Here is a 19,089-nt window from a genome sequence, read left to right as displayed (position 1 = left end):
CTAGCTGAAACTGACCGGGAGTGACTCGTACACGGTCATGTTGTTGCACAGGTCGGGCAGCGTCATCCTCGGTCGGCCGACGTCGATGTTGTTGGTATTCAACAGGATTTCATCGAGCGCGGCCCGGACCTCCGCCCGCGCAAGCATCGCACCCAAGCAGTGGTGGGCGCCGCCGCCGCCGAAGGACTGGTGGGGGTTGGGATCACGGCGGATGTCGAACCGGTAGGGGTCCGCGAAGACGTCCTCGTCGCGATTGGCCGAGCGCAGCATCGTCACCACCCGCGCACCCGCGGGGATCACCGCGTCACCGAGCGTCACATCCCTGATCGCCCCGCGCACCCAGAACATGATCGGTGTGGAGTAGCGGATCACCTCCTCGACCGCGGTGCGCCGCGTGTCCGGGTCGGATCGGTAGGCCGCGAGCTGATCCGGATTGCCGGCGAAGGCTCGGATGCCGTCGCACAACGCATTTCGCGTCGTATCGGCGCCGGCCAGGCCGAGCACGAAGAAGAAGATCTCCAGCTCGTTGGATGGCAGCAAAAAGCTTTCGCCCGATTCCGCGGTGATCTCGGTGGTGCACAGCGCGCTCCAGATGTCGTCCACGGGATGCTCCCGCTTGCGGGCGGTCAGCGCGCTCGCGTACTCGAACAGCTCCATGAACGGCAACAGATCATCGCCGCCGGGGACCGACATCTGTGCGCCGGCCGTCTTCAGCACCCGGTCGATCAAGCCGAACACTTGGGGGCGGTCGGCGTCGGGGATCCCGACGATGTCACCGATCACCGATATCGGCAGTCCCGCGGCCAGGTCGACAAACTCACCGCCACCGGATTCGACGAGTGTCGCGGCCATGGCCTTGGCCCGCCGGCGAATCCCCTCTTCCAGTTTGGCCACCGCGCGGGGTGTGAACGCGCGGGAGATGACTTTGCGGCGAATCGTGTGATCCGGCGGGTCCATGCTCACGATCGCCGGATAGGCGTCGAACAACGGTACGTCCTGGATCAGCGGGCCGCGGGTCGCCGTGAATGTTTCGTGATCGCGGTGCACGCGCGCGACGTCCGCGTGCTTGGTGCACACCCAAAACTCGCGTCCCACAGCGGATTGCACGTCGGAAGTCAGCCGCTGGTGAAAGACCGGGGTGTGGGCGCGCAACTCGGCAAACAGATCGTCGGGAAAACGCGACGCCCATAGCGCGGGGGCGGCGAGATCGATGGTCGCGCCGGTCACGATCCGTCTCGATTCCGCTTGAGCTCCTCGCGCAGGCCGGCCAGGATCAGGCGCAGTCCGTAGGCGAACGCCTCGTCACCCGGACCGTGTGCCATTCCCCCGGCGCGCCGGGTGTGTTCAAGCTGAACCGAGCCCAGCAGATGGATGTACAACGCTGCATGCGCGGCATCGAAATGCTTTTCATCCAAGCCACTTTCGCGCAGAATTGCGCGCGCGGCGCGGTTCATCTCGGCGGCCGCGGCGGTGTGCGGATGCTGCTGGAGCAGGGCCGCGATCCCGGGAACGTCGACGAGCACGTGCCAGGCATTCAGGTGCAGCGCAATTAACCGCGCTTCCCAATCGCCCGCCTGCGGCACCTCGATCTGCGTGAGGACCGACTCGATGAGCAGATCGAGCAGTTCGCGCTTGTCGCGGACGTGGTAGTACACCGACGAGGCGGCCGTACCCGCTTCGGCCGCCAGCTCCCGCATCGTCACCCGGCCGACGCCCACGCGCCTAGCCAGTTGCAGGAGGTGCTTGGTCAGGTGCGCCCGGTCCAGGGCCCCGTAGCGCAGCACCGGTACATCGACGTCGGCCTTCACGCGTCCCCCACTTCGAACAGCGTTCTATTTCGAACGGTGTTCAGATTAGAACAGTGTTCGCCTACGCTTGTCAACCATGGGGCGATACCACGTGGTTCAGTGGTCGACCGGCAACATCGGAAGGCGGGCGCTGGGCATCCTGCTGGACCGCGACGACTTCGATCTGCAGGGCGTACATGCGTTGGACGCCGCGAAGGCGGGGCGCGACGCGGGAATCCTCGCGGGCCGGCCCCCGACCGGCGTCATCGCGACGAGCGATGTCGACGCGCTGCTCGACCTGGCACCCGACTGCGTGAGCTACATGCCACGCGTCATCGACTACGCGCTGGTGGAAACGATGTTGCGTCGCGGCATCAACGTGGTCACGACGGGCGACTTCCTGACCGGCACCCACCACCGGGCTGAACTGCCGGCGCTTGAGGAGGCCGCGCGCCGGGGCGGTGCGACCTTTCTGGGAACGGGTTTCGAGCCGGGCTTCATCAACGTCGTCGCCGGCTTCCTCACCGGTGCCTGCCGCAAGGTTCGCAGCGTCAAGCTCGTCGAAACGCTGGACTGCACCACCTATCCCGTGCGGGAGGTGTGGCAGGTGCTCGGATTCGGTAAGCCACCGCGGCAGCCGCTGACGCCGATCGACCCCGCGGCTCAACGCTACGGCCTCGGTTACTTCGAGACCCTGGACATGATCGCCACAATGCTGGGGACCGAACTCGATTCGACAGAGGCGTTCGTCGAGACCGCGGTGCTGACCCGGGATCTGGATCTGGGGTGGGTGAATTACGCCGCCGGCACCGTCGGCGGCCAGCGCCGCACCTATCGGGGCTATCGCCGCGGAAGCCCGCTGGTCGAACTGGCCATCTGCTGGACCATGAGTGACGACGCGCTCGAGCCGAAATGGACCGACCCCGAGGGTTTCCGCGTGGTGATCGACGGCGAACCGCGCGTCGACGCGACGATCAGGTTCGGCGAGCCCGGGCAGGACGTGATGACCGTGCTGATGGACAGCACCGCCGTCGCGGCCGTCAACGCCATCCCGTTCCTGTGCCAGGCGCCACCGGGGGTCATCACGCCAATCGATCTGCCGCTCATCGGTTCCCGCGGCGCGTTGGGCTAACGCTGGTCGAACCCGTGATGAGCACCCGCTTATCCGCCACCGCGGAGGGCGTCGCGTCCGCCATCAGTAAAGGTTGCCGCGAAATCCGGGAAGCGTACAGTGGGAGAAGCTTGTTATATCGGCTAAGTATTAGATTGACTACCTCCGATAGGAGCACACCGTATGACTTCCACCAGGTACGAAGGCGACACCTGGGACCTGGCGTCCAGCGTCGGGGTGACCGCGACCATGGTCGCGGCGGCCCGCGCCATGGCCACCCGGGCCGACAACCCGCTGATCAACGACCCCTTCGCCGAGCCGCTGGTGAAGCTGGTCGGCGTGGACCTGCTGTCCCGGCTGGCCAGCGGCGAGCTGGACCCCGCCGAGCTGAACGACGTGCACGACGGCGCCGCGGGATCCGCCGGCGCGATGTCGCGGATGGCCGACAACATGGCCGTACGCACCAAGTTCTTCGACGAGTTCTTCCTGGATGCGACGAACGCCGGCATCAAGCAGGCGGTGATCCTGGCCTCCGGGCTGGACGCCCGCCCGTACCGGTTGGCGTGGCCGGCCGGGACGGTGGTCTACGAGGTGGACCAGCCGCAGGTGATCGAATTCAAAACCCGCTCGCTGGCCGAGCTGGGCGCCGAGCCGACCGCCGAGCGGCGGGTGGTGGCCGTCGACCTGCGCGACGACTGGCCCACCGCGCTGCGCAACGCCGGATTCGACCCGGCCCAGCCGACCGCGTGGAGCGCCGAGGGCCTGCTCGGTTACCTGCCGCCCGAGGCGCAGGACCGCCTGCTGGACACCATCACCGAGCTCAGCGCGCCGGGTAGCCGGTTGGCCACCGAGAGCGCGCCCAACCCCGAGCCCGGCCACGAGGAGAAGATGAAGGAGCGCATGCAGACGATCTCCGAGCGCTGGCGTGCGCACGGTTTCGAGCTGGACATGGCGGGACTGGTCTACTTCGGCGACCGCAACGAGGCGGCCGCATACCTGGCCGACCGCGGCTGGCGGCTGAACAGCGCCAGCATCACGGAACTGTTCGCCGCCAACGGACTTGACCCGCTCACCGACGATGACACGCGGATGGGCGAGATGCTGTACACCAGCGGCACGCTCGGCGAGAAGGAGGAGGCAGCCCGATGACCACCGACGCGGCAAGAACCGACGGCGACAGCTGGGACCTGGCGTCCAGCGTGGGAGCGACGGCAACGATGGTCGCCGCATCCCGCGCCGTCGCTTCGCAGGGGCCCAACCCACTGCTCGACGATAAATTCGCCGATCCGCTGGTCCGCGCCGTCGGATTGGACCCCTTCATCCGCATCATCGATGGTGACGTTGACTTCGCCGACGATCCGCTGATGAACCGCAAAGCCAGGGCCGAGCAGATGACCGTCCGGACACGGTTTTTCGACGATTTCTTCATCAATGCCACCGAAGACGGTGTGCGCCAAGCGGTGATTCTGGCTTCCGGCCTGGACACCAGGGCCTACCGCTTGCCGTGGCCCGCGGGCACGGTGGTCTACGAGATCGACCAGCCACAGGTCATCGCGTTCAAGACCAACACGCTGGCAGGCCTCGGCGCGGCCCCCACCGCCGAGCGGCGGACAGTGGCTATCGACCTGCGCGAGGACTGGGCTGCGGCCTTGCGCGAGAACGGGTTTGACGTCTCGCAGCCGACCGCGTGGAGCGCCGAAGGGCTGCTGCCCTACCTGCCACCCGAGGCGCAGGACCAGCTGTTCGACAACATCACCTCGCTCAGCGCGCCGGGCAGCCGGCTGGCCACCGAACACGTGCCGGACCCCAACGCCTTCACCGACGAACGCCTGCAGCGCATCACCGAGCGGTGGCGCAGTGCCGGGTTCGACCTTGACGCAGGTGAGCTGTTCTACCGGGGTGAACGCAGCGTCGTCGTCGACTACCTGAGCGAGCACGGCTGGGATGTGACCGCCCACGCAGTAAGGGAACTGTACGCGCACAACGGCTTCGAATTTCCCGAAGAAGTGGTGGTGGCCTTCGGTGACCTGAGCTACGTCGCCGCCACCCTCAAGTAGGCTGCTTCCATGTCACGCAGTCACGACGATGAGTGGGATCTTGCCTCCAGCGTCGGCGCGACCGCGACCATGGTCGCGGCCGGGCGCGCCATGGCGTCCAAGGATCCCCGCGGTCTGATCAACGATCCGTTCGCCGAGCCGCTGGTGCGCGCGGTCGGGGTGGATTTCTTCACCAAGATGATGGACGGCGACCTCGAGCTGGATGCGATCGAGAACGCCACGCCGGTGCGCATCCAGTCGATGGTCGACGGAATGGCGGTGCGTACCAAGTACTTTGACGACTGCTTCGTCGACGCCACCGGCGGCGGGGTGCGGCAGGTGGTGATCCTGGCCTCGGGGCTGGACTCGCGCGCCTACCGGTTGCCCTGGCCGGCGGGCACGGTGGTCTACGAGATCGACCAGCCGCGGGTGATCGAATTCAAGAGCCGCACCCTGGCCGACGTCGGCGCGGAGCCGACCGCGCCGCGGCGCACCGTTCCCATCGATCTGCGCGCGGACTGGCCCGCCGCCCTCAAGGCGGCGGGATTCGACACCACGGTGCCGACGGCCTGGCTGGCCGAGGGCCTGCTGATCTATCTGCCGCCCGACGCCCAGGACCGGCTGTTCGACAACATCACCGCGCTCAGCGCACGGGGAAGCACCATTGCCACCGAATTCGTGCCCGGCATAGTGGATTTCGATGCCGAACGGGTTCGGGAGATGTCCGGTTCGTTCCGGGAGCACGGCGTCGACATCGACATGGCGTCGCTGGTGTACGCCGGTGAACGCAACCATGTCATCGACTATCTGTCCAGCATCGGCTGGAAGGCCGAGGGCGTCACCCGCACGGAACTCTTCGCGCGCAACGGCATCGAGGCGCCCGCGCCGGAGAACGACGACCCGCTCGGCGAGATCATCTTCATCAGCGCCGAGCTGGCCGGCTAGACCGGCTGGGTCCCTAGAGCCGCCAGGGCCCCAGCCACAGCGCGCTGGCGCCGTTGTAGGACCGTTCGACGTTGTCCAGGACGGCGCCGATGGTGCGGCCCAACAGCGCGGCCAGCGCGTCAGGCAGCGACGCGGCCGCCGGCTGCGAGGAGGCCCGCGGCCGCAGCATGTCCAGCAGCGAGCCGCCCGGGAGGGTGACCAGGCGCACGTCGGCGTCTTCGTCCAGTCCGGCAAGGATTTTCGCCCGGCGCAGCGCGGTACGGAAGCCACCCAGTTCGTCGACCAGCCCCCGCTCGCGGGCGTCGGCACCGGTCCACACCCGGCCCCGGGCCACGCGATCGACGGCCTCGGTGGTCAGATTGCGGCCGTCGGCGACCCGCTCCAGGAAGTCGGCGTACACCAGGTCGGCCTCGGCCTCCCGGTGGGCGCGCTGCTCGGGGGTGAACGGCGTCTCGATCGACCAGGCATCGGCATTGGCGTTGGTACGCACGGTATCCAGCCCGACGCCGAGGCGCTGCAGCAGATCGCGAATCACCAGCTTGCCGGTGATCACGCCGATGGAACCGGTGACGGTCGCGGGGCTCGCGACGATTGCGTCGGCGGCCGCGGCGATGTAATAGCCGCCGGACGCGGCGACCGCACCCATCGACGCCACCACCGGCTTGCCGCGCTTGCGCGCCCTTTTCACTTCTCGCCACAGCGTTTCCGATGCGGTGACCGAGCCGCCGGGGCTGTTGACCCGCAGCACGATCGCGGCCACCGAATCGTCGGCGGCGGCTTGCCGCAGTGCCGGGGCGATGGTGTCGCTGCCCACGGTGGACGCGCCGAACGGCAGGAACTGCGGTCCCCCACGTCCGTCGACGATCGTGCCGTCGACGTTGATCACGGCCACCGCCGGTTTGGCGCGCCGTCCGGGAACCGGGGGCACCGGCGGGGCCAGCCGCGACCGGGCCGCGCCGGCATAGCGCGACACATACAGCCGCGGTGGCGTGTTCTCCTCCGAAACATCTTTTACGCCAACCAGTTCCGCGATGCGGTCATAGGCTTCGTCCCGGAATCCGATCCGGTCGACCAGGCCAGAGGACACGGCCTCGTCGCGCAACAGCGGGGCGCGGTCGGCCAGCGCGTCCAGGGCGCCGGCATCCAGCTTGCGTGATTTCCCGACCGCCTCCCACACCTGCTCCTGCAGGCTTTCCAGCATCCGGGTGACGGCCTCGCGGTGGGCCTCGGTGAAGCCGTGCTCGGTGAAACGGTTTGCCGCCGACTTGTATTCGCCGCGGGCGACGAATTGGGCCTCGATGCCGGCCTTGTCCAACGCGTCGCGCAGGAAGGTGGCATTGCTGGCGAAACCGATCAGCCCGACGCTGCCGGCGGGCTGCATCCAGACCTCACCGAACGCCGAAGCCAGGTAGTACGACAGCGTGCCCGGGTAGGTCTCGGCCCAGGCCAGCGACGGCTTGGCGGCGGTGAAAGCGACGATGGCCTCGCGCAGTTCCTGCACCGCCGCCGCCGGCGACGCCGTCAGTTGCACACGGGCGATCAGCCCGGCGACCCGCGGATCCTCGGCCGCCCGGTAGATGGCGGCCACCACGTCGCGCAGCGCGAGCTGCCGGCTGCCCCCGCTGACGAGGGCCAGGGGGTCGAAGCCCGAGGTCTCCGGCGGAATCGTGCGCAGGTCCAACTCGAGCACACAGCCGTTGGGCACGCCGTGATGACGGGCGGTATCGACCCGGCCGGCCAGCGCCCGAACGTCGTCGGCTCCGGGGATCGAAGGCAGGAAAGCGAACATGTCTGCAGACTACCGATGCACGGCCGTACGGTGGTCGGGTGAGGTTTTCCATCGCGATCCCGCAATTCGACTACGACGGCTTCGACGCAACGGGGCTGCGCGCTTTCCTCGCGCGCGCCGAGGAGCTCGAGTTCGAGGGCGGCTGGCTGCTCGAACAGATCATCGGCCCCGCACCGCTGCTGGCTCCGCTGGAGCTGCTGGCGTATTGCGCGGCCTGCACCGAGCGCCTGCGCCTGGGCGTCGCCGTCCTGGTGACGTCGCTGCACGATCCGCTGCAGTTGGCCTCGGCCGCCACCGCGGTCGACCGACTCAGCCACGGCCGCTTGGACATTGGTGTCGCGCCCGGGGGTGGTCGGCGGCAATTCGCCGCCTTCGGCGTGGACAAGGACACGTTCATCTCGTATTTCACCGAGGGCCTGGAACTGATGAAGGCGGCCTGGTCCGACGAGCCAAGGGTGACGTTTCACGGCCGGTTCCGCGACGTCGACGACCTGCCGATATCGCCCAAGCCGGTGCAGCGCCCGCACCCGCCGATCTGGTTCGGGGGCCTGGCGCCCAAGGCCCTGGCCCGGGCGGTGCGACACGGCGACTCATTTTTGGGCGCCGGTTCGTCGACCACCGAAGCGTTCGCCGGCGCCGTAACCGTGGTGCGCCGCGAACTCGAGGAGCAGAACAAGGATCCCGCGACCTTCACCATCGGCAAGCGGGTCTATTTGATGGTCGACGACGACGCCGCCAAAGCCCGCGAACGCGTGCTGGACGGCCTGGACCGCATCTATGGCCGGATGCCCGGCGTGCAGGACGTGCCGGTCTCCGGCACACCCGACGACGTGGTGCGCGGGCTGCGCGAGGTCATCGACGCCGGGGCCCAGATGGTGCTGTTGAATCCCGTCGGCATCGACGCCGCGCAGAGCCACGAACAGATGGAACGCCTTGCCGCAGAAGTGATTCCGCAGCTGAGCTAGCTAGGACAGCTCGGTGGCCGAACCGCCCGCGGCGGTGATCTTCTCGCGTGCGCTGCCGCTGAACTTGTGTGCCGACACCTCGACCTTGACCGTCAGCTTGCCGTCGCCGAGGACCTTGACCAGCGAGTTGCGGCGAACCGCGCCCTTGGCCACCAGCTCGTCCACGCCGATCGAACCACCCTGCGGGAAAAGCCGATTGAGGTCGCCGACGTTGACGATCTCGTACTCGGTGCGGAACCGGTTGCGGAACCCCTTGAGCTTGGGCAGCCGCATGTGGATCGGCATCTGGCCACCCTCGAAGGTGGCCGGCACGTTCTTGCGTGCCTTGGTGCCCTTGGTACCGCGACCGGCGGTCTTGCCCTTGGAGCCCTCACCGCGACCGACCCGGGTGCGCGCGGTCTTCGACCCCCGCGCCGGCTTGAGATCGTGCAGCTTGATCGTCATTTCTTGCTACCTCCGGTACCCGCGGTCGACGCCTCGGCCGGCTCCACCTCGACGAGGTGGCTGACCACCGCGATCAACCCGCGGGTCTGTGGGTTGTCCTCGCGAATTACCGACTGGCGAATCTTGCGCAGGCCCAGGGTGCGCAGGGACTCACGCTGCTTCCAGCGGGCCCCGATGGTGCTGTGCACCTGGGTGATCTTCAGTTGACTGCTCATGGTTGTGCCCCCGACGTCTGCGCCTCGCGTGCCGCCGCGCTGGCGATCGCGTCACCTTCCCGGCGAGCCTTGAGCATTCCGGCCGGCGCAACGTCCTCGATGGGCAGGCCGCGGCGAGCAGCCACCTCCTCGGGGCGCTGCAGCAGCTTGAGCGCGGTGACCGTCGCGTGGACCACGTTGATCGCGTTGTCGCTGCCCAGTGACTTGGCCAAGATGTCGTGCACGCCGGCGCATTCCAGCACCGCACGGGCGGCGCCACCGGCGATCACGCCGGTTCCGGGGCTGGCCGGGCGCAGCAGCACCACGCCGGCGGCCGCCTCACCCTGAACCGGGTGGGTGATGGTCCCGCGGATCAGCGGCACCCGGAAGAAGCCCTTGCGGGCCTCCTCGACGCCCTTGGCGATGGCCGCGGGAACTTCCTTGGCCTTGCCGTAGCCGACACCGACCATGCCGTTGCCGTCGCCGACGATCACCAGCGCGGTGAAGCTGAATCGCCGTCCACCCTTGACCACCTTGGAAACGCGGTTGATCGCGACAACCCGCTCCAGGTAGTTGCTCTTGTCGCCGTCGCGGTCGCGGCCACCACGACCGCCGTCGCCGCGGCGGCCGCGGCTGTCGCGGTCCCCGCGCGAGTCACGGCTGTCGCCGGCGCCTTGTCCGCCGGCCGGCTGCTCCGCCATTATGCGGTCCTTCCAGTCGTGTTCAAGCTCTTCGTCATCAGAATTGCAATCCGTTCTCGCGTGCGGCATCGGCCAGCGCCGCGATCCGTCCGCCGTAGGTGTATCCGCCTCGGTCGAAGACCACGCTGTCGATGCCGGCGGCCTTGGCGCGCTCGGCGATCAGCTGGCCCACCCGCACGCTGCGGGCTTTCTTGTCCCCCTGCAGGCTGCGCACGTCGTCCTCGATGGACGACGCGGCGGCCACCGTGGTCCCGTTCTCGTCGTTGACCAGTTGCACGTGGATGTGCCGCGCGGACCGGTTGATCACCAGCCGCGGACGCTGGCCGGTGCCGGCGATCTTCTTGCGCAGGCGTGCGTGCCTGCGCAGCCGGGAAACCCGCCGAGTCGCGGATACGCTCTGCCCCACCGGCTTTCGCGCGGCGGTGCCAGCTTGTGTTTGCGCCATGATTACTTACCTGTCTTTCCGACCTTGCGGCGGATCTGCTCACCCTCGTAGCGCACACCCTTGCCCTTGTACGGGTCGGGGCGGCGCAGACGGCGGATGTTCGCCGAGATCTGGCCGACCTTCTGCTTGTCGATCCCGGTGATGGTGAATTTCGTCGGCGACTGGACGGCGAACGTGATGCCGTCCGGAGCCTCGATCACCACGGGGTGGCTGTAACCCAGCGCGAACTCGAGGTTGGAACCCTTGAGCTGCACCCGGTAACCGACGCCGAAGATCTCCATCTTGGTGGTGTATCCCTGCGTGACGCCGGTGACCAGGTTGGACACCAGGGTCCGCGACAGCCCGTGCAGCGAGCGGTTGCGCCGCTCGTCGTTGGGGCGGGTGACCACGATCGCGCCGTCGTCGTTGCGCGACACGGTGATCGGCTCGGCCACCGTCAGGTCCAGGGCGCCCTTGGGTCCCTTCACCGACACCTTCTGGCCATCGATCGTCACGTCGACTCCGGACGGGACCGGAACCGGCTGCTTACCAATGCGAGACATAGTCTTTCGTTACCTCCCCGCCCTTACCAGACGTACGCGAGGACTTCGCCGCCCACGCCCTGTCGGGCTGCCTGGCGGTCGGTCAGCAGGCCCGAGGAGGTGGAGATGATCGCCACCCCCAGGCCACCGAGCACGCGCGGCAGATTGGTGGATTTCGCATACACCCGCAAACCGGGCTTGGACACGCGGCGCAGGCCGGCGATGCTTCGCTCCCGGCTCGGCCCGTACTTGAGCTGGACGATCAGCGACTTGCCGACCCGGGCATCCTCGGTCCGGAAATCGCTGATGTAACCCTCGCTCTTGAGGATCTGGGCGATGTTTGCCTTCAGCTTCGAGTGCGGCAACGTCACCTCGTCGTGATACGCCGAATTGGCGTTGCGCAGACGTGTCAAGAAGTCTGCGATCGGGTCCGTCATAGTCATCGAGCGCTGCTCCTCTTCATCGCTACGCTCTGCATCGTCGACATCGCGGTCATGACAGCGTTGGTACCTTCCTCGCGGTGGTTCCCGGTTTGGGCCTGTCGCGCACCTGTTCTGGGTTGGTCTTAGGGGTTGGGGCTGTTACCAGCTGCTCTTCTGCACGCCGGGCAGTTCGCCCGCGTGCGCCATCTCGCGCAGGCAGATCCGGCACAGTCCGAATTTGCGGAAGACCGCGCGCGGGCGGCCGCACTTGTTGCAACGGGTGTAGCCGCGCACCGCGAACTTCGGCTTGCGTGCGGCCTTGTTGACCAGTGCCTTCTTTGCCATCTACTCAGTTCTCCTTGAACGGAAAGCCGAGGGCCCGCAACAGCGCTCGTCCTTCGTCGTCGGTCGTCGCCGAGGTGACGACGTTGATGTCCATGCCGCGGACCCGGTCGATCTTGTCCACGTCGATCTCGTGGAACACCGACTGCTCGGCGAGCCCGAAGGTGTAGTTGCCGACACCGTCGAACTGCTTGGGCGACAGGCCGCGGAAGTCGCGGATACGGGGCAACGCGATCGAGGTGAGGCGGTCCAGGAACTCCCACATCCGGTCCCCGCGCAGGGTGACCCGCGCGCCGATCGGCATGCCCTCACGCAGCTTGAACTGCGCGATGGACTTGCGCGCGCGACGAATCTCGGGGCGCTGCCCGGTGATCAGCGCCAGGTCGCTGACGGCGCCGTTGATCAGCTTCGCGTCCCGTGCCGCATCGCCGACACCCATGTTGACGACGACCTTGGTCACCGTCGGGATCTGCATGACGTTGCCGTAGCCGAACTGCTGCTGCAGCGAATCGCGAATCTCGCTGCGGTACCGCTCTTTCAGGCGCGGCTGAACCTTTTCTGCTGTGGTCATCCTAGATGTCCTTGCCGTTGCGCTTGGAGATACGAACGCGCTTGCCGGTCTCCTCGTCGACGCGGTAGCCGACGCGGGTGGGCTTACCGTCCGAGTCGACCACCATCACGTTGGAGATGTGGATCGGCGCTTCCTGGGTGACGATCCCGCCCGACTGCGCGCCGCGCTGGTTGGTCGAAACCGCGGTGTGCTTCTTGATCGCGTTGACGCCCTCGACCAGCACTCGGTCGCGGTCCGGGTAGACCTTGAGCACCTTGCCTTTGGCGCCCTTGTCCTTACCGGCGATCACCAGGACGGTGTCGTCCTTCTTGATCTTCATTTACAAAACCTCCGGGGCCAGCGAGATGATCTTCATGAACCGCTTCTCGCGCAGTTCGCGGCCCACCGGCCCGAAGATGCGCGTCCCGCGCGGGTCGTTGTCGGGCTTGATGATCACCGCGGCGTTCTCGTCGAACTTGATGTAGCTGCCGTCGGGGCGGCGGCGCTCCTTGACCGTGCGCACCACGACGGCCTTGACGACATCCCCACGCTTGACGTTGCCGCCCGGGATGGCGTCCTTGACGGTGGCGACGATGACATCACCGATGCCGGCGTAGCGTCGCGACGAGCCGCCGAGCACACGGATGCACAAGATCTCCTTGGCGCCGGTGTTGTCGGCGACCTTCAGTCGCGATTCCTGCTGAATCACTCGATCTCCTGACCTGGGTTGCGTGTGCACGGCAGGAGAACCCACCTGGGTGAGCATTCGGCGGGCATGACCCACCAAAAACCTGACGTGCGCGGTCTTTGTCACCGAAGGGCACGCGGGGCCGATTCACACCGGCCGAGGTCTGCCCAAGGCAACCCCTAGAGTCTAGGGGACGACCAGCTCAGAGCCAAATTCTGCGCGAAGGCGATCGAGATGGGTCGATTCTGCACCTAAAAGGGCGGCGGGTCCTCGTCGAACCCGTGGGTGGTGGGCCAGGGGTGGTTCGCCGGTGGGGCCGCTCGGGCCAGGCGTGCGTCGCGGTTGTGGCGGCGTTCGGTGGCCATGCGCGCGGCGCGGTCCTGGGCGCGGGTGCGGCGGCGTTTGGGCATCATCGCGGTGCGCTCGGCGCAGTAGTCGCGGGGCGGGTCGGCTTCGGTGGCCGGTATCGCGCCGGTGGGCGCGCACAGGCTGGGGAATAAGAGTGCGCTGCCCGGGGTGGTGACGTAGGTGTGTCCGTCGGGCAGCGTCCAGATGACGGTGCCGTCGGGCAGCTGGCGGTCGCGCCAGCCCCAAAACGTCTTCATCAGATGGTGCCCACGGCATAGCGCCTTGAGGTTCGAGGCGTGCGTGGGGCCGCCGTCGGCGTACGGGATCGTATGGTCGAGGTCGCAGTCGGTGGCCGGGCGGTCACAACCCGGGGCCCGGCACGTCAGGTCGCGGCAGCGCACGAAGTCGGCCAGTGCGGCCGAGGGGGTGTAGCGGGTTTCGGCACCCGTGGGTGGGATCAGCGGCACCAGCCGCGCCGAGGCGGCCAGCTCGGCGAGCACCTCGGCCGGGATGAGACCTTCCACCCCGGGCGAGACCGCCGGGGTCGAGGCGGTGCCCTGCAGGCTGGCCTGCTCGGCGATCACGTGGATCACCACGTTGCTCTTGACCGCCCTCGGCGCGACCGCCGGGCAGTCGGAACCCCCGCAGCCACACACCAAACGCGCGCCGCCGGCGGCCAACACCCCCAACGCATCCGCACGCCGCTGCGCGGCGGTGCGCGGATCGGCCGCACACACCGTGGCGGCCAGCTCATCGAGGCGCCGATCCAACGCCTGGCCGTCGGTGGCCACCACACTGCCGCTCACATACGCCATCCCCGACTCGTGGTCGAGCACATCGACATAGCGATCCCGCAGCGCGTCCTTGGCCCGGCGCACCGCGTCGGCATCCGCGAGTGCGACCACCCGGTCCACCGCAGCACCCAGCCCACCGCGGGTCAGCGAGGGGCGCCGCGACAGCACCACCGCCAACTGCTCATCCACGCGGGCCAACACCTCGGCATCGGTGATCAAGTCAGTGCGAAACACCACCGTCTGAAACGCCCGGTAATCGATCAAACCGGCCCGAAAGACCTCACCGACCCGCGGCAACCGATCGCGCAAAGCCATCGCATACCGCAAGTAGCTATGTCCCATCGCCACACTGCACCCCAACGCCGCACCCAACTGCGCGGCCACCGCCTCCCACGCATCCGCCGACCAGTCCGCCCGCTCCCCCGACTCCCGACACCGCAACACCAACAACTCACCGGCCGCCACCAACCGCTCGGCGGCCGCCCGCGCCTCCGCACGCCCCGCCTCACGCGCCCGATCCAGCAGCGCCCCCGACTCGGGCGTCTCCCGCGACGCATACCACCACTCGAACATAAGTTCGATCATGCCACCGGCCACCGACAAGTGCGGTCAGTCGCCCTGCCGGATCCAGGCGACGATGTACAGGGTCATCGCCGTGACCAGCGCGATGAGGACCCACTGCACGATCGCCTGGTCGATCCACGACCCGGGCGGCGGGGCCCCGGGCAGGATGTTGCGCAGCGGGACGATCGCGAACAGGTTCGCGGCGTACCAGGTGGCGAACGGCGGCAGGAACTTCCTTCGGCCCAGCGCCATCGGAATGGCGACCAGCAGGGCCAGGGTGGGCAGGCTGACCAACACCAGGCAGATGCCCAGGTCGAAGATCAGGGGACCCTTGGCCCGCTTCAGGGTGATCACCACATTGCCGTTGTCGGTGGCGCGGGAGGTGGGCAGCGCGCTCGGGTCGTGCATCCGGTTGACGCTGACCTGCCACCCGTCCAGCGCCCCGGTCACCTCGACGCGGGCGGGCACCTTCCTGCGGTTCTCACCGGTGCCCACGAACGCGTCGGCCGCGATCGGCTCCGTCTGATAGGAGTCGAACGGCCAGTTACCCGGATCGCCGTGCGCCTCGATGGTGGTGCTGAGCTGGGCCGGCGCCTTGCCCTTCGGGTATTGCAGATCTCCCAGATCGCTTGTGGGATAAAGCCGGACCGCGACGTCGTTGGCCAGCACGTCAAACCTGTTGTCGTACTGGGCAACTCCTGGATACGCCAACACCTCGACGGACAGCCGGTTGGCCACCGGCTTCAACTCTTCGAGGCGCAGCTGCACGATCGTGGCGTCGCCGCCGCCCTGGCTCAGGTCCAGTGGCGGCAGCGGCCCCTCTGACCGCTGTAGAAAGTGCACGCCGAACAGCGACAGGACGTAGACGATGATGACGCCCGCGAGAATGCCGACGCCAATCGCGATCCGCGGCGCCTCCCGCTTCTGCTTCGGGGCCTCGGTGGTCATCGCCGGCCGCCGCGAGCAACACCCCGCCGGGAATACCGAAGTGCTTTCTGACGCCGGGCCGGTGCCGTCGGCGAGAACCGGTCGGAAGAGGGCGACACGCCGTCAGATGTTAGCGGACCGACGCGGCCGCCCGCGCGACGAAAACTCCTGTCCAGTAACGCATCAGGCCCGCGTCACCCATCGGCCATGCGCCGTTTACATCGCCGGCTGAAAAAGCGGCCCTCCGGCCTGGCGACACCCATTTGCTAACCCGATGACGAGTCGGCCACGCAGCGAAACCCGATGTGGGTCGTCGCCGAGTCCTGCGATTGTGGTGACCGGGCCGCCGGACGGTAACGGTGGCAGTACTCCGGCGCGCACAGGTGGCTGCCGCCCTTCAACGCTTGGTTGACGGACGGATCGGCCGAGCCCGACGGGGCGCAGCAGGACTTGGGCGGCGGGTCGAGCCGGTGACGCGCCGAGTATTCGGTGGCCGTCCACTCCCACACGTTGCCGATCATGTCGACGAGCCCAAAAGCGTTGGGGGGGAAGGTACCTACCGGCGAGGTCTCCACCCAGCCGAGCGCCCCGTCGTTGCGGTACGGGAAGCTGCCCTGCCACGTGTTGGCCATCAGCCGGCCCTCGCTGGTGGCCTCGTCACCCCAGGAGTACGTGGTCGTCGAACCGGCCCGCGCCGCGTACTCCCACTCGGCCTCGGTCGGCAGGCGCCGGCCGGCCCAGCGCGCGTAGGCGGTCGCATCCGGATACGCCACCTGCACCACCGGATGATCGCCGCGGTCGCGGACATCGCTGTCGGGCCCGAACGGGTGGCGCCAGCTCGCGCCGGGCACCCACTGCCACCACTGTCGCCAGTCGCGCAGGTCGACCGGCCCAGCGGTCGGACGGAAAACCATTGCGCCCGGGCACAAGTCGCCGGGGTCCGCGCCCGGATACAGCGTCGGGTCGATCGGCTGCTCGGCCACCGTCACATATCCGGTGGCGGCGACGAATTCGGCGAACTGCGCGTTGGTGACCGGGTGCCGTTCCACCGCGATCGGACCCACCGTCACGGTGTGGATCGGCGCCTCTTCGGGGTAGAAGCTGGTCGATCCCATGCGGAATGATCCGCCGGGGAGGTCGACCAGCTCGGTTAGCACCCCGTCAGGCTACGCCCGCCGGGCGCCTCAGTCGGATTGCCGATACCAGGTGAGCATGTACAGCGCCATCGCCGCGACCAGTGCGATCAACACCCAGATCACCAGGGCTTGGTCGATCCACGCGCCCGGCGGGGGCGCCCCCGGTAAAAAGTTGCGGATGGGGATGACGGCGAACAACATGGCGGCGAACCACGTGACGAACGGCGGCACGAATTTCCTTCTGCCCAAGGCGATTTGGATGACCACGGCGAAGGCCAACGCGGGCAGCGCGAAGAGAACCAGGCAGATCCCGAGGTCGAAGATCAGCGGGCCCTTGGCCCGGTGCAGGGTGATGACGACGTTGTCGGCGCGATCCGAGTCCTGGCTGGCCTCGCCGACGCGCTGAACGCTGACGTCCCAGCCGTCCAGGCCTCCGGTGACCTCCACCCGCGCGGGAATGTAGCGGCGCGCATCACCCTGGCCGACAAGCACATCGGCGGATAGGGCGTCGGTGCGGTAGGAATCGAACGGCCAATTGTTCGGGTCGCCGTGTGCCTCGATGGTGGTCGCGACCTGCGCCGGCGACTTGCCGGCCGGGTACTGCAGATCGCCGAGGTCGTTCGGGGGATCCATGCGCACCGCGGTGTCCGTCTTGAGCACCTCCAGGCGTTTGTCGAACATCGACTCCTCGGGGATCACCAGCACCTTCACTGTCAACCGGTTCGCGGCGGTGTCCAGCTTCTCCAGGCGCACCAGCACGACGGTGTCATTGGTGGCGTTGAGGTCCGGCGGCTTGAGCGGGCCACCCGATTTCGCGAGCAGGTGCACCCCGAACAGCGACAGGACATACACGGCGAGGAAGCCCGCGACGGCGGCCACGGCGATGACCCTGCGCCGCTTGCGCCGGTCGGGCTCGGCCGGTGACGCGGGTGCCGCGGGTGGTTGCTCCGCTGGCGCCGGAGGCGGCGGCGAGGGTGGCGCTTGATGGGACATCGGTCACACCTCCGTGGGAACTCGAACACTCGTGGACGGATGCTAGCGAACTCGCCACCGGCGCGGGCGAAGTTTAAAAATTCGTCATGTTTAGGCAATTTTCGCCGGGTCCGCTGCACCGCGCGCCGGTCCAGCGAAACGAACTTGTGGGCTCGGCGGCCACCGCGCCCCGCGCCGCGCAAACCTTCGATCGCAGCCGGTGCGCGCACCAGTTCATCCGGAGTTTGTTTGCCTGTTCAACCGGTGGCGGTAGATGTCGACTGTGCAGCGCAAGCGTTGGGCACCGGTGACCGGCGTTCTGGTGGCCGCCCTGGTGGTCTCGGCATGCAGCAACTCCCCCGCGAGCCTGCCGTATACCGCCGGCGCCAAGGTGGACTGCGGCGGCAAGCAGACCCTGGCGGCCAGCGGCTCGACCGCGCAGGCCAACGCGATGACCCGGTTCGTCGACGCCTATCGCCAGGCCTGCTCCGGGCAGACCCTGAACTACACCGCCAACGGGTCGGGCAACGGGATCGCCGACTTCCTTTCCGGCAGAACGGATTTCGCCGGATCGGACACACCGCTGTCGGGTGAGCAGTACGCCACCGCCAGACAGCGGTGCGGCGGCGCCGACGCCTGGAACCTGCCGGTGGTGTTCGGCCCGCTGGCCATCACCTACAACCTCGCCGCCGTCGACTCGCTGGTGCTCGACGCGCCCACGCTGGCCAAGATCTTCAACGGCACGATCACCCGCTGGGACGACCCGGCCCTGACGTTGCTCAACGCCTCCATGCCGGCCGAGGACATTCACGTCATCTACCGCAGCGACGGTTCGGGCACCACCGACAACTTTCAGGCCTACCTGCAGTCCGCGTCCGGCGGGGCGTGGAACAAGGGCGCGGGCAAGGCCTTCAATGGCGGCGTCGGCACGGGCGCCGTCGGCAACACCGGCATCGCGGCCGCCGTGAAGAACACCGAGGGTGCGATCGGCTACACCGAACTGTCGTATGCGCTCCAGCAGGGACTGTTCGCGGCCGAGATCAAGACGCCGGCCAGCCGCAGATCGTTGCGTCCCGTCCGGATCGGCACCGACACCGTCGGCAAAACCATCAGGGGCGCCAGGATCACCGGCGCCGGCAACGATCTGGTGCTCGACCTGTCGTCGTTCTACAACCCCGCCCAGCCGGACGTCTACCCGATCGTGCTGGCGACCTACGAGATCGTCTGCTCCAAGTACCCCACCTTCGATGTGGCCAAGGCGGTCAAGGCTTTTCTACAGGCGGCCATCGGCCCCGGCCAGATCGAACTGGCCAAAAGCGGCTACATCCCGTTGTCGCCCGAGTTCCAGGCGCGGGTGTCGGCCGCGGTCGACGCGATCAGTTCGGTGGACGCACCAAAATCCGAATGA

General features: G+C 67.9%; 23 protein-coding genes. 6 read left to right on the top strand and 17 right to left on the bottom strand.

The annotated features are described in order from the left end of the window. Nucleotides 1–1,227 (bottom strand): cytochrome P450, encoded by a 1,227-nt coding sequence (locus A5624_RS19225; protein WP_066869438.1) that lies wholly within the window; start codon nucleotides 1,225–1,227, stop codon nucleotides 1–3. Continuing rightward, nucleotides 1,224–1,808 (bottom strand): TetR/AcrR family transcriptional regulator, encoded by a 585-nt coding sequence (locus A5624_RS19220; RefSeq protein ID WP_231998466.1) that lies wholly within the window; start codon nucleotides 1,806–1,808, stop codon nucleotides 1,224–1,226. The genes A5624_RS19225 and A5624_RS19220 overlap by 4 nt, the downstream gene beginning before the upstream one ends. Nucleotides 1,809–1,884: 76 nt before the next feature. Between A5624_RS19220 and A5624_RS19215 the strand changes: the two genes are divergently transcribed. The 4 genes from A5624_RS19215 to A5624_RS19200 all read left to right on the top strand — a co-directional run bounded on the left by A5624_RS19215 (nucleotide 1,885) and on the right by A5624_RS19200 (nucleotide 5,879). Then, a complete protein-coding gene (locus A5624_RS19215; RefSeq protein WP_066869435.1) occupies nucleotides 1,885–2,919 on the top strand; it encodes a dihydrodipicolinate reductase in 1,035 nt (344 codons plus the stop codon). 162 nt (nucleotides 2,920–3,081) lie between these two features. Next, a complete protein-coding gene (locus tag A5624_RS19210) occupies nucleotides 3,082–4,047 on the top strand; it encodes a class I SAM-dependent methyltransferase (protein ID WP_066869432.1) in 966 nt (321 codons plus the stop codon). Further along, entirely contained in the window at nucleotides 4,044–4,955 is a 912-nt protein-coding gene (locus tag A5624_RS19205) for a class I SAM-dependent methyltransferase (protein ID WP_066869429.1), read from the top strand. The genes A5624_RS19210 and A5624_RS19205 overlap by 4 nt, the downstream gene beginning before the upstream one ends. 9 nt (nucleotides 4,956–4,964) lie before the next feature. Continuing rightward, complete coding sequence (locus tag A5624_RS19200; protein ID WP_066869426.1) at nucleotides 4,965–5,879, top strand: class I SAM-dependent methyltransferase; 915 nt, start codon at nucleotides 4,965–4,967, stop codon at nucleotides 5,877–5,879. Between the two features lie 13 nt (nucleotides 5,880–5,892). On the opposite strand, the gene sppA is transcribed toward A5624_RS19200, so the two are convergent. Next, a complete protein-coding gene (gene sppA, locus A5624_RS19195) occupies nucleotides 5,893–7,668 on the bottom strand; it encodes a signal peptide peptidase SppA (protein WP_066869422.1) in 1,776 nt (591 codons plus the stop codon). A gap of 38 nt (nucleotides 7,669–7,706) precedes the next feature. On the opposite strand from sppA, the gene A5624_RS19190 reads away from it, so the two are divergent. Beyond that, on the top strand, nucleotides 7,707–8,633 hold the full coding sequence (locus A5624_RS19190; RefSeq protein ID WP_066869419.1) for an LLM class flavin-dependent oxidoreductase: 927 nt from the start codon (nucleotides 7,707–7,709) through the stop codon (nucleotides 8,631–8,633). Here A5624_RS19190 and rplO read toward each other — a convergent pair whose 3' ends face one another. From rplO to A5624_RS19120, 14 genes are all read right to left on the bottom strand, one after another. After that, nucleotides 8,634–9,077 (bottom strand): 50S ribosomal protein L15, encoded by a 444-nt coding sequence (gene rplO / locus A5624_RS19185; RefSeq protein WP_066869416.1) that lies wholly within the window; start codon nucleotides 9,075–9,077, stop codon nucleotides 8,634–8,636. Continuing rightward, nucleotides 9,074–9,292: a 50S ribosomal protein L30 gene (rpmD, locus tag A5624_RS19180; protein ID WP_066869413.1), complete on the bottom strand. Its 219-nt coding sequence runs from the start codon at nucleotides 9,290–9,292 to the stop codon at nucleotides 9,074–9,076. Before rpmD ends, rplO begins: the two co-directional genes overlap by 4 nt. Further along, nucleotides 9,289–9,972 carry a 30S ribosomal protein S5 gene (rpsE, locus tag A5624_RS19175; RefSeq protein ID WP_066869410.1) on the bottom strand — a complete coding sequence of 228 codons (684 nt, stop codon included), beginning with the start codon at nucleotides 9,970–9,972 and terminating at the stop codon, nucleotides 9,289–9,291. Before rpsE ends, rpmD begins: the two co-directional genes overlap by 4 nt. A 37-nt stretch (nucleotides 9,973–10,009) precedes the next feature. Continuing rightward, nucleotides 10,010–10,378, bottom strand: a complete 369-nt coding sequence (gene rplR, locus A5624_RS19170; RefSeq protein ID WP_082972484.1) for a 50S ribosomal protein L18 — start codon at nucleotides 10,376–10,378, stop codon at nucleotides 10,010–10,012. 41 nt (nucleotides 10,379–10,419) lie between these two features. Beyond that, nucleotides 10,420–10,959 carry a 50S ribosomal protein L6 gene (rplF, locus tag A5624_RS19165; protein WP_066869404.1) on the bottom strand — a complete coding sequence of 180 codons (540 nt, stop codon included), beginning with the start codon at nucleotides 10,957–10,959 and terminating at the stop codon, nucleotides 10,420–10,422. A gap of 23 nt (nucleotides 10,960–10,982) precedes the next feature. Next, the gene (gene rpsH, locus A5624_RS19160) at nucleotides 10,983–11,381 is read right to left on the bottom strand and encodes a 30S ribosomal protein S8 (protein ID WP_066869401.1); all 399 of its coding nucleotides are present in this window, start codon (nucleotides 11,379–11,381) and stop codon (nucleotides 10,983–10,985) included. A 138-nt stretch (nucleotides 11,382–11,519) separates the two neighbouring features. Next, nucleotides 11,520–11,705, bottom strand: a complete 186-nt coding sequence (locus A5624_RS19155; RefSeq protein ID WP_003873499.1) for a type Z 30S ribosomal protein S14 — start codon at nucleotides 11,703–11,705, stop codon at nucleotides 11,520–11,522. A 4-nt stretch (nucleotides 11,706–11,709) separates the two neighbouring features. Beyond that, nucleotides 11,710–12,273, bottom strand: coding sequence for a 50S ribosomal protein L5 (rplE, locus tag A5624_RS19150; RefSeq protein ID WP_066869394.1), 564 nt, complete (start codon nucleotides 12,271–12,273; stop codon nucleotides 11,710–11,712). A 1-nt stretch (nucleotide 12,274) separates the two neighbouring features. Next, nucleotides 12,275–12,592, bottom strand: coding sequence for a 50S ribosomal protein L24 (rplX, locus tag A5624_RS19145; protein WP_066869391.1), 318 nt, complete (start codon nucleotides 12,590–12,592; stop codon nucleotides 12,275–12,277). Then, nucleotides 12,593–12,961 (bottom strand): 50S ribosomal protein L14, encoded by a 369-nt coding sequence (gene rplN / locus A5624_RS19140; RefSeq protein WP_003403649.1) that lies wholly within the window; start codon nucleotides 12,959–12,961, stop codon nucleotides 12,593–12,595. It abuts the gene before it with no gap. Nucleotides 12,962–13,191: 230 nt separating this feature from the next. Next, nucleotides 13,192–14,667 (bottom strand): HNH endonuclease signature motif containing protein, encoded by a 1,476-nt coding sequence (locus A5624_RS19135; RefSeq protein ID WP_156749092.1) that lies wholly within the window; start codon nucleotides 14,665–14,667, stop codon nucleotides 13,192–13,194. A gap of 24 nt (nucleotides 14,668–14,691) precedes the next feature. Further along, nucleotides 14,692–15,594 carry a DUF4436 domain-containing protein gene (locus A5624_RS19130; RefSeq protein ID WP_066869388.1) on the bottom strand — a complete coding sequence of 301 codons (903 nt, stop codon included), beginning with the start codon at nucleotides 15,592–15,594 and terminating at the stop codon, nucleotides 14,692–14,694. A 245-nt stretch (nucleotides 15,595–15,839) separates the two neighbouring features. After that, entirely contained in the window at nucleotides 15,840–16,730 is an 891-nt protein-coding gene (locus A5624_RS19125) for a formylglycine-generating enzyme family protein (RefSeq protein WP_066869385.1), read from the bottom strand. A 27-nt stretch (nucleotides 16,731–16,757) separates the two neighbouring features. Continuing rightward, entirely contained in the window at nucleotides 16,758–17,702 is a 945-nt protein-coding gene (locus tag A5624_RS19120; RefSeq protein ID WP_066869382.1) for a DUF4436 domain-containing protein, read from the bottom strand. 253 nt (nucleotides 17,703–17,955) lie between these two features. Between A5624_RS19120 and pstS the strand changes: the two genes are divergently transcribed. Further along, entirely contained in the window at nucleotides 17,956–19,089 is a 1,134-nt protein-coding gene (gene pstS, locus A5624_RS19115) for a phosphate ABC transporter substrate-binding protein PstS (RefSeq protein WP_369827496.1), read from the top strand.

Origin of the sequence: Mycobacterium sp. 1482292.6 (assembly GCF_001672995.1) — a bacterium.
Classification (GTDB): domain Bacteria; phylum Actinomycetota; class Actinomycetes; order Mycobacteriales; family Mycobacteriaceae; genus Mycobacterium; species Mycobacterium europaeum_A.
This window is presented reverse-complemented; position numbering and strand designations above follow the sequence as displayed.

Bases quoted from the DNA above. Each gene is read 5' to 3' on its own strand.
- rplX (WP_066869391.1), bottom strand. From the start codon at position 12,592: ATGAAGATCAAGAAGGACGACACCGTCCTGGTGATCGCCGGTAAGGAC.
- rpmD (WP_066869413.1), bottom strand. From the start codon at position 9,292: ATGAGCAGTCAACTGAAGATCACCCAGGTGCACAGCACCATCGGGGCC.
- A5624_RS19205 (WP_066869429.1), top strand. From the start codon at position 4,044: ATGACCACCGACGCGGCAAGAACCGACGGCGACAGCTGGGACCTGGCG.
- A5624_RS19210 (WP_066869432.1), top strand. From the start codon at position 3,082: ATGACTTCCACCAGGTACGAAGGCGACACCTGGGACCTGGCGTCCAGC.
- A5624_RS19130 (WP_066869388.1), bottom strand. From the start codon at position 15,594: ATGACCACCGAGGCCCCGAAGCAGAAGCGGGAGGCGCCGCGGATCGCG.
- sppA (WP_066869422.1), bottom strand. From the start codon at position 7,668: ATGTTCGCTTTCCTGCCTTCGATCCCCGGAGCCGACGACGTTCGGGCG.
- rplO (WP_066869416.1), bottom strand. From the start codon at position 9,077: ATGACGATCAAGCTGCACGATCTCAAGCCGGCGCGGGGGTCGAAGACC.
- rplE (WP_066869394.1), bottom strand. From the start codon at position 12,273: ATGACCACAGCAGAAAAGGTTCAGCCGCGCCTGAAAGAGCGGTACCGC.
- A5624_RS19135 (WP_156749092.1), bottom strand. From the start codon at position 14,667: ATGATCGAACTTATGTTCGAGTGGTGGTATGCGTCGCGGGAGACGCCC.
- A5624_RS19215 (WP_066869435.1), top strand. From the start codon at position 1,885: ATGGGGCGATACCACGTGGTTCAGTGGTCGACCGGCAACATCGGAAGG.
- rplF (WP_066869404.1), bottom strand. From the start codon at position 10,959: ATGTCTCGCATTGGTAAGCAGCCGGTTCCGGTCCCGTCCGGAGTCGAC.
- rpsH (WP_066869401.1), bottom strand. From the start codon at position 11,381: ATGACTATGACGGACCCGATCGCAGACTTCTTGACACGTCTGCGCAAC.
- pstS (WP_369827496.1), top strand. From the start codon at position 17,956: ATGTCGACTGTGCAGCGCAAGCGTTGGGCACCGGTGACCGGCGTTCTG.
- A5624_RS19200 (WP_066869426.1), top strand. From the start codon at position 4,965: ATGTCACGCAGTCACGACGATGAGTGGGATCTTGCCTCCAGCGTCGGC.
- A5624_RS19155 (WP_003873499.1), bottom strand. From the start codon at position 11,705: ATGGCAAAGAAGGCACTGGTCAACAAGGCCGCACGCAAGCCGAAGTTC.
- A5624_RS19120 (WP_066869382.1), bottom strand. From the start codon at position 17,702: ATGTCCCATCAAGCGCCACCCTCGCCGCCGCCTCCGGCGCCAGCGGAG.
- rpsE (WP_066869410.1), bottom strand. From the start codon at position 9,972: ATGGCGGAGCAGCCGGCCGGCGGACAAGGCGCCGGCGACAGCCGTGAC.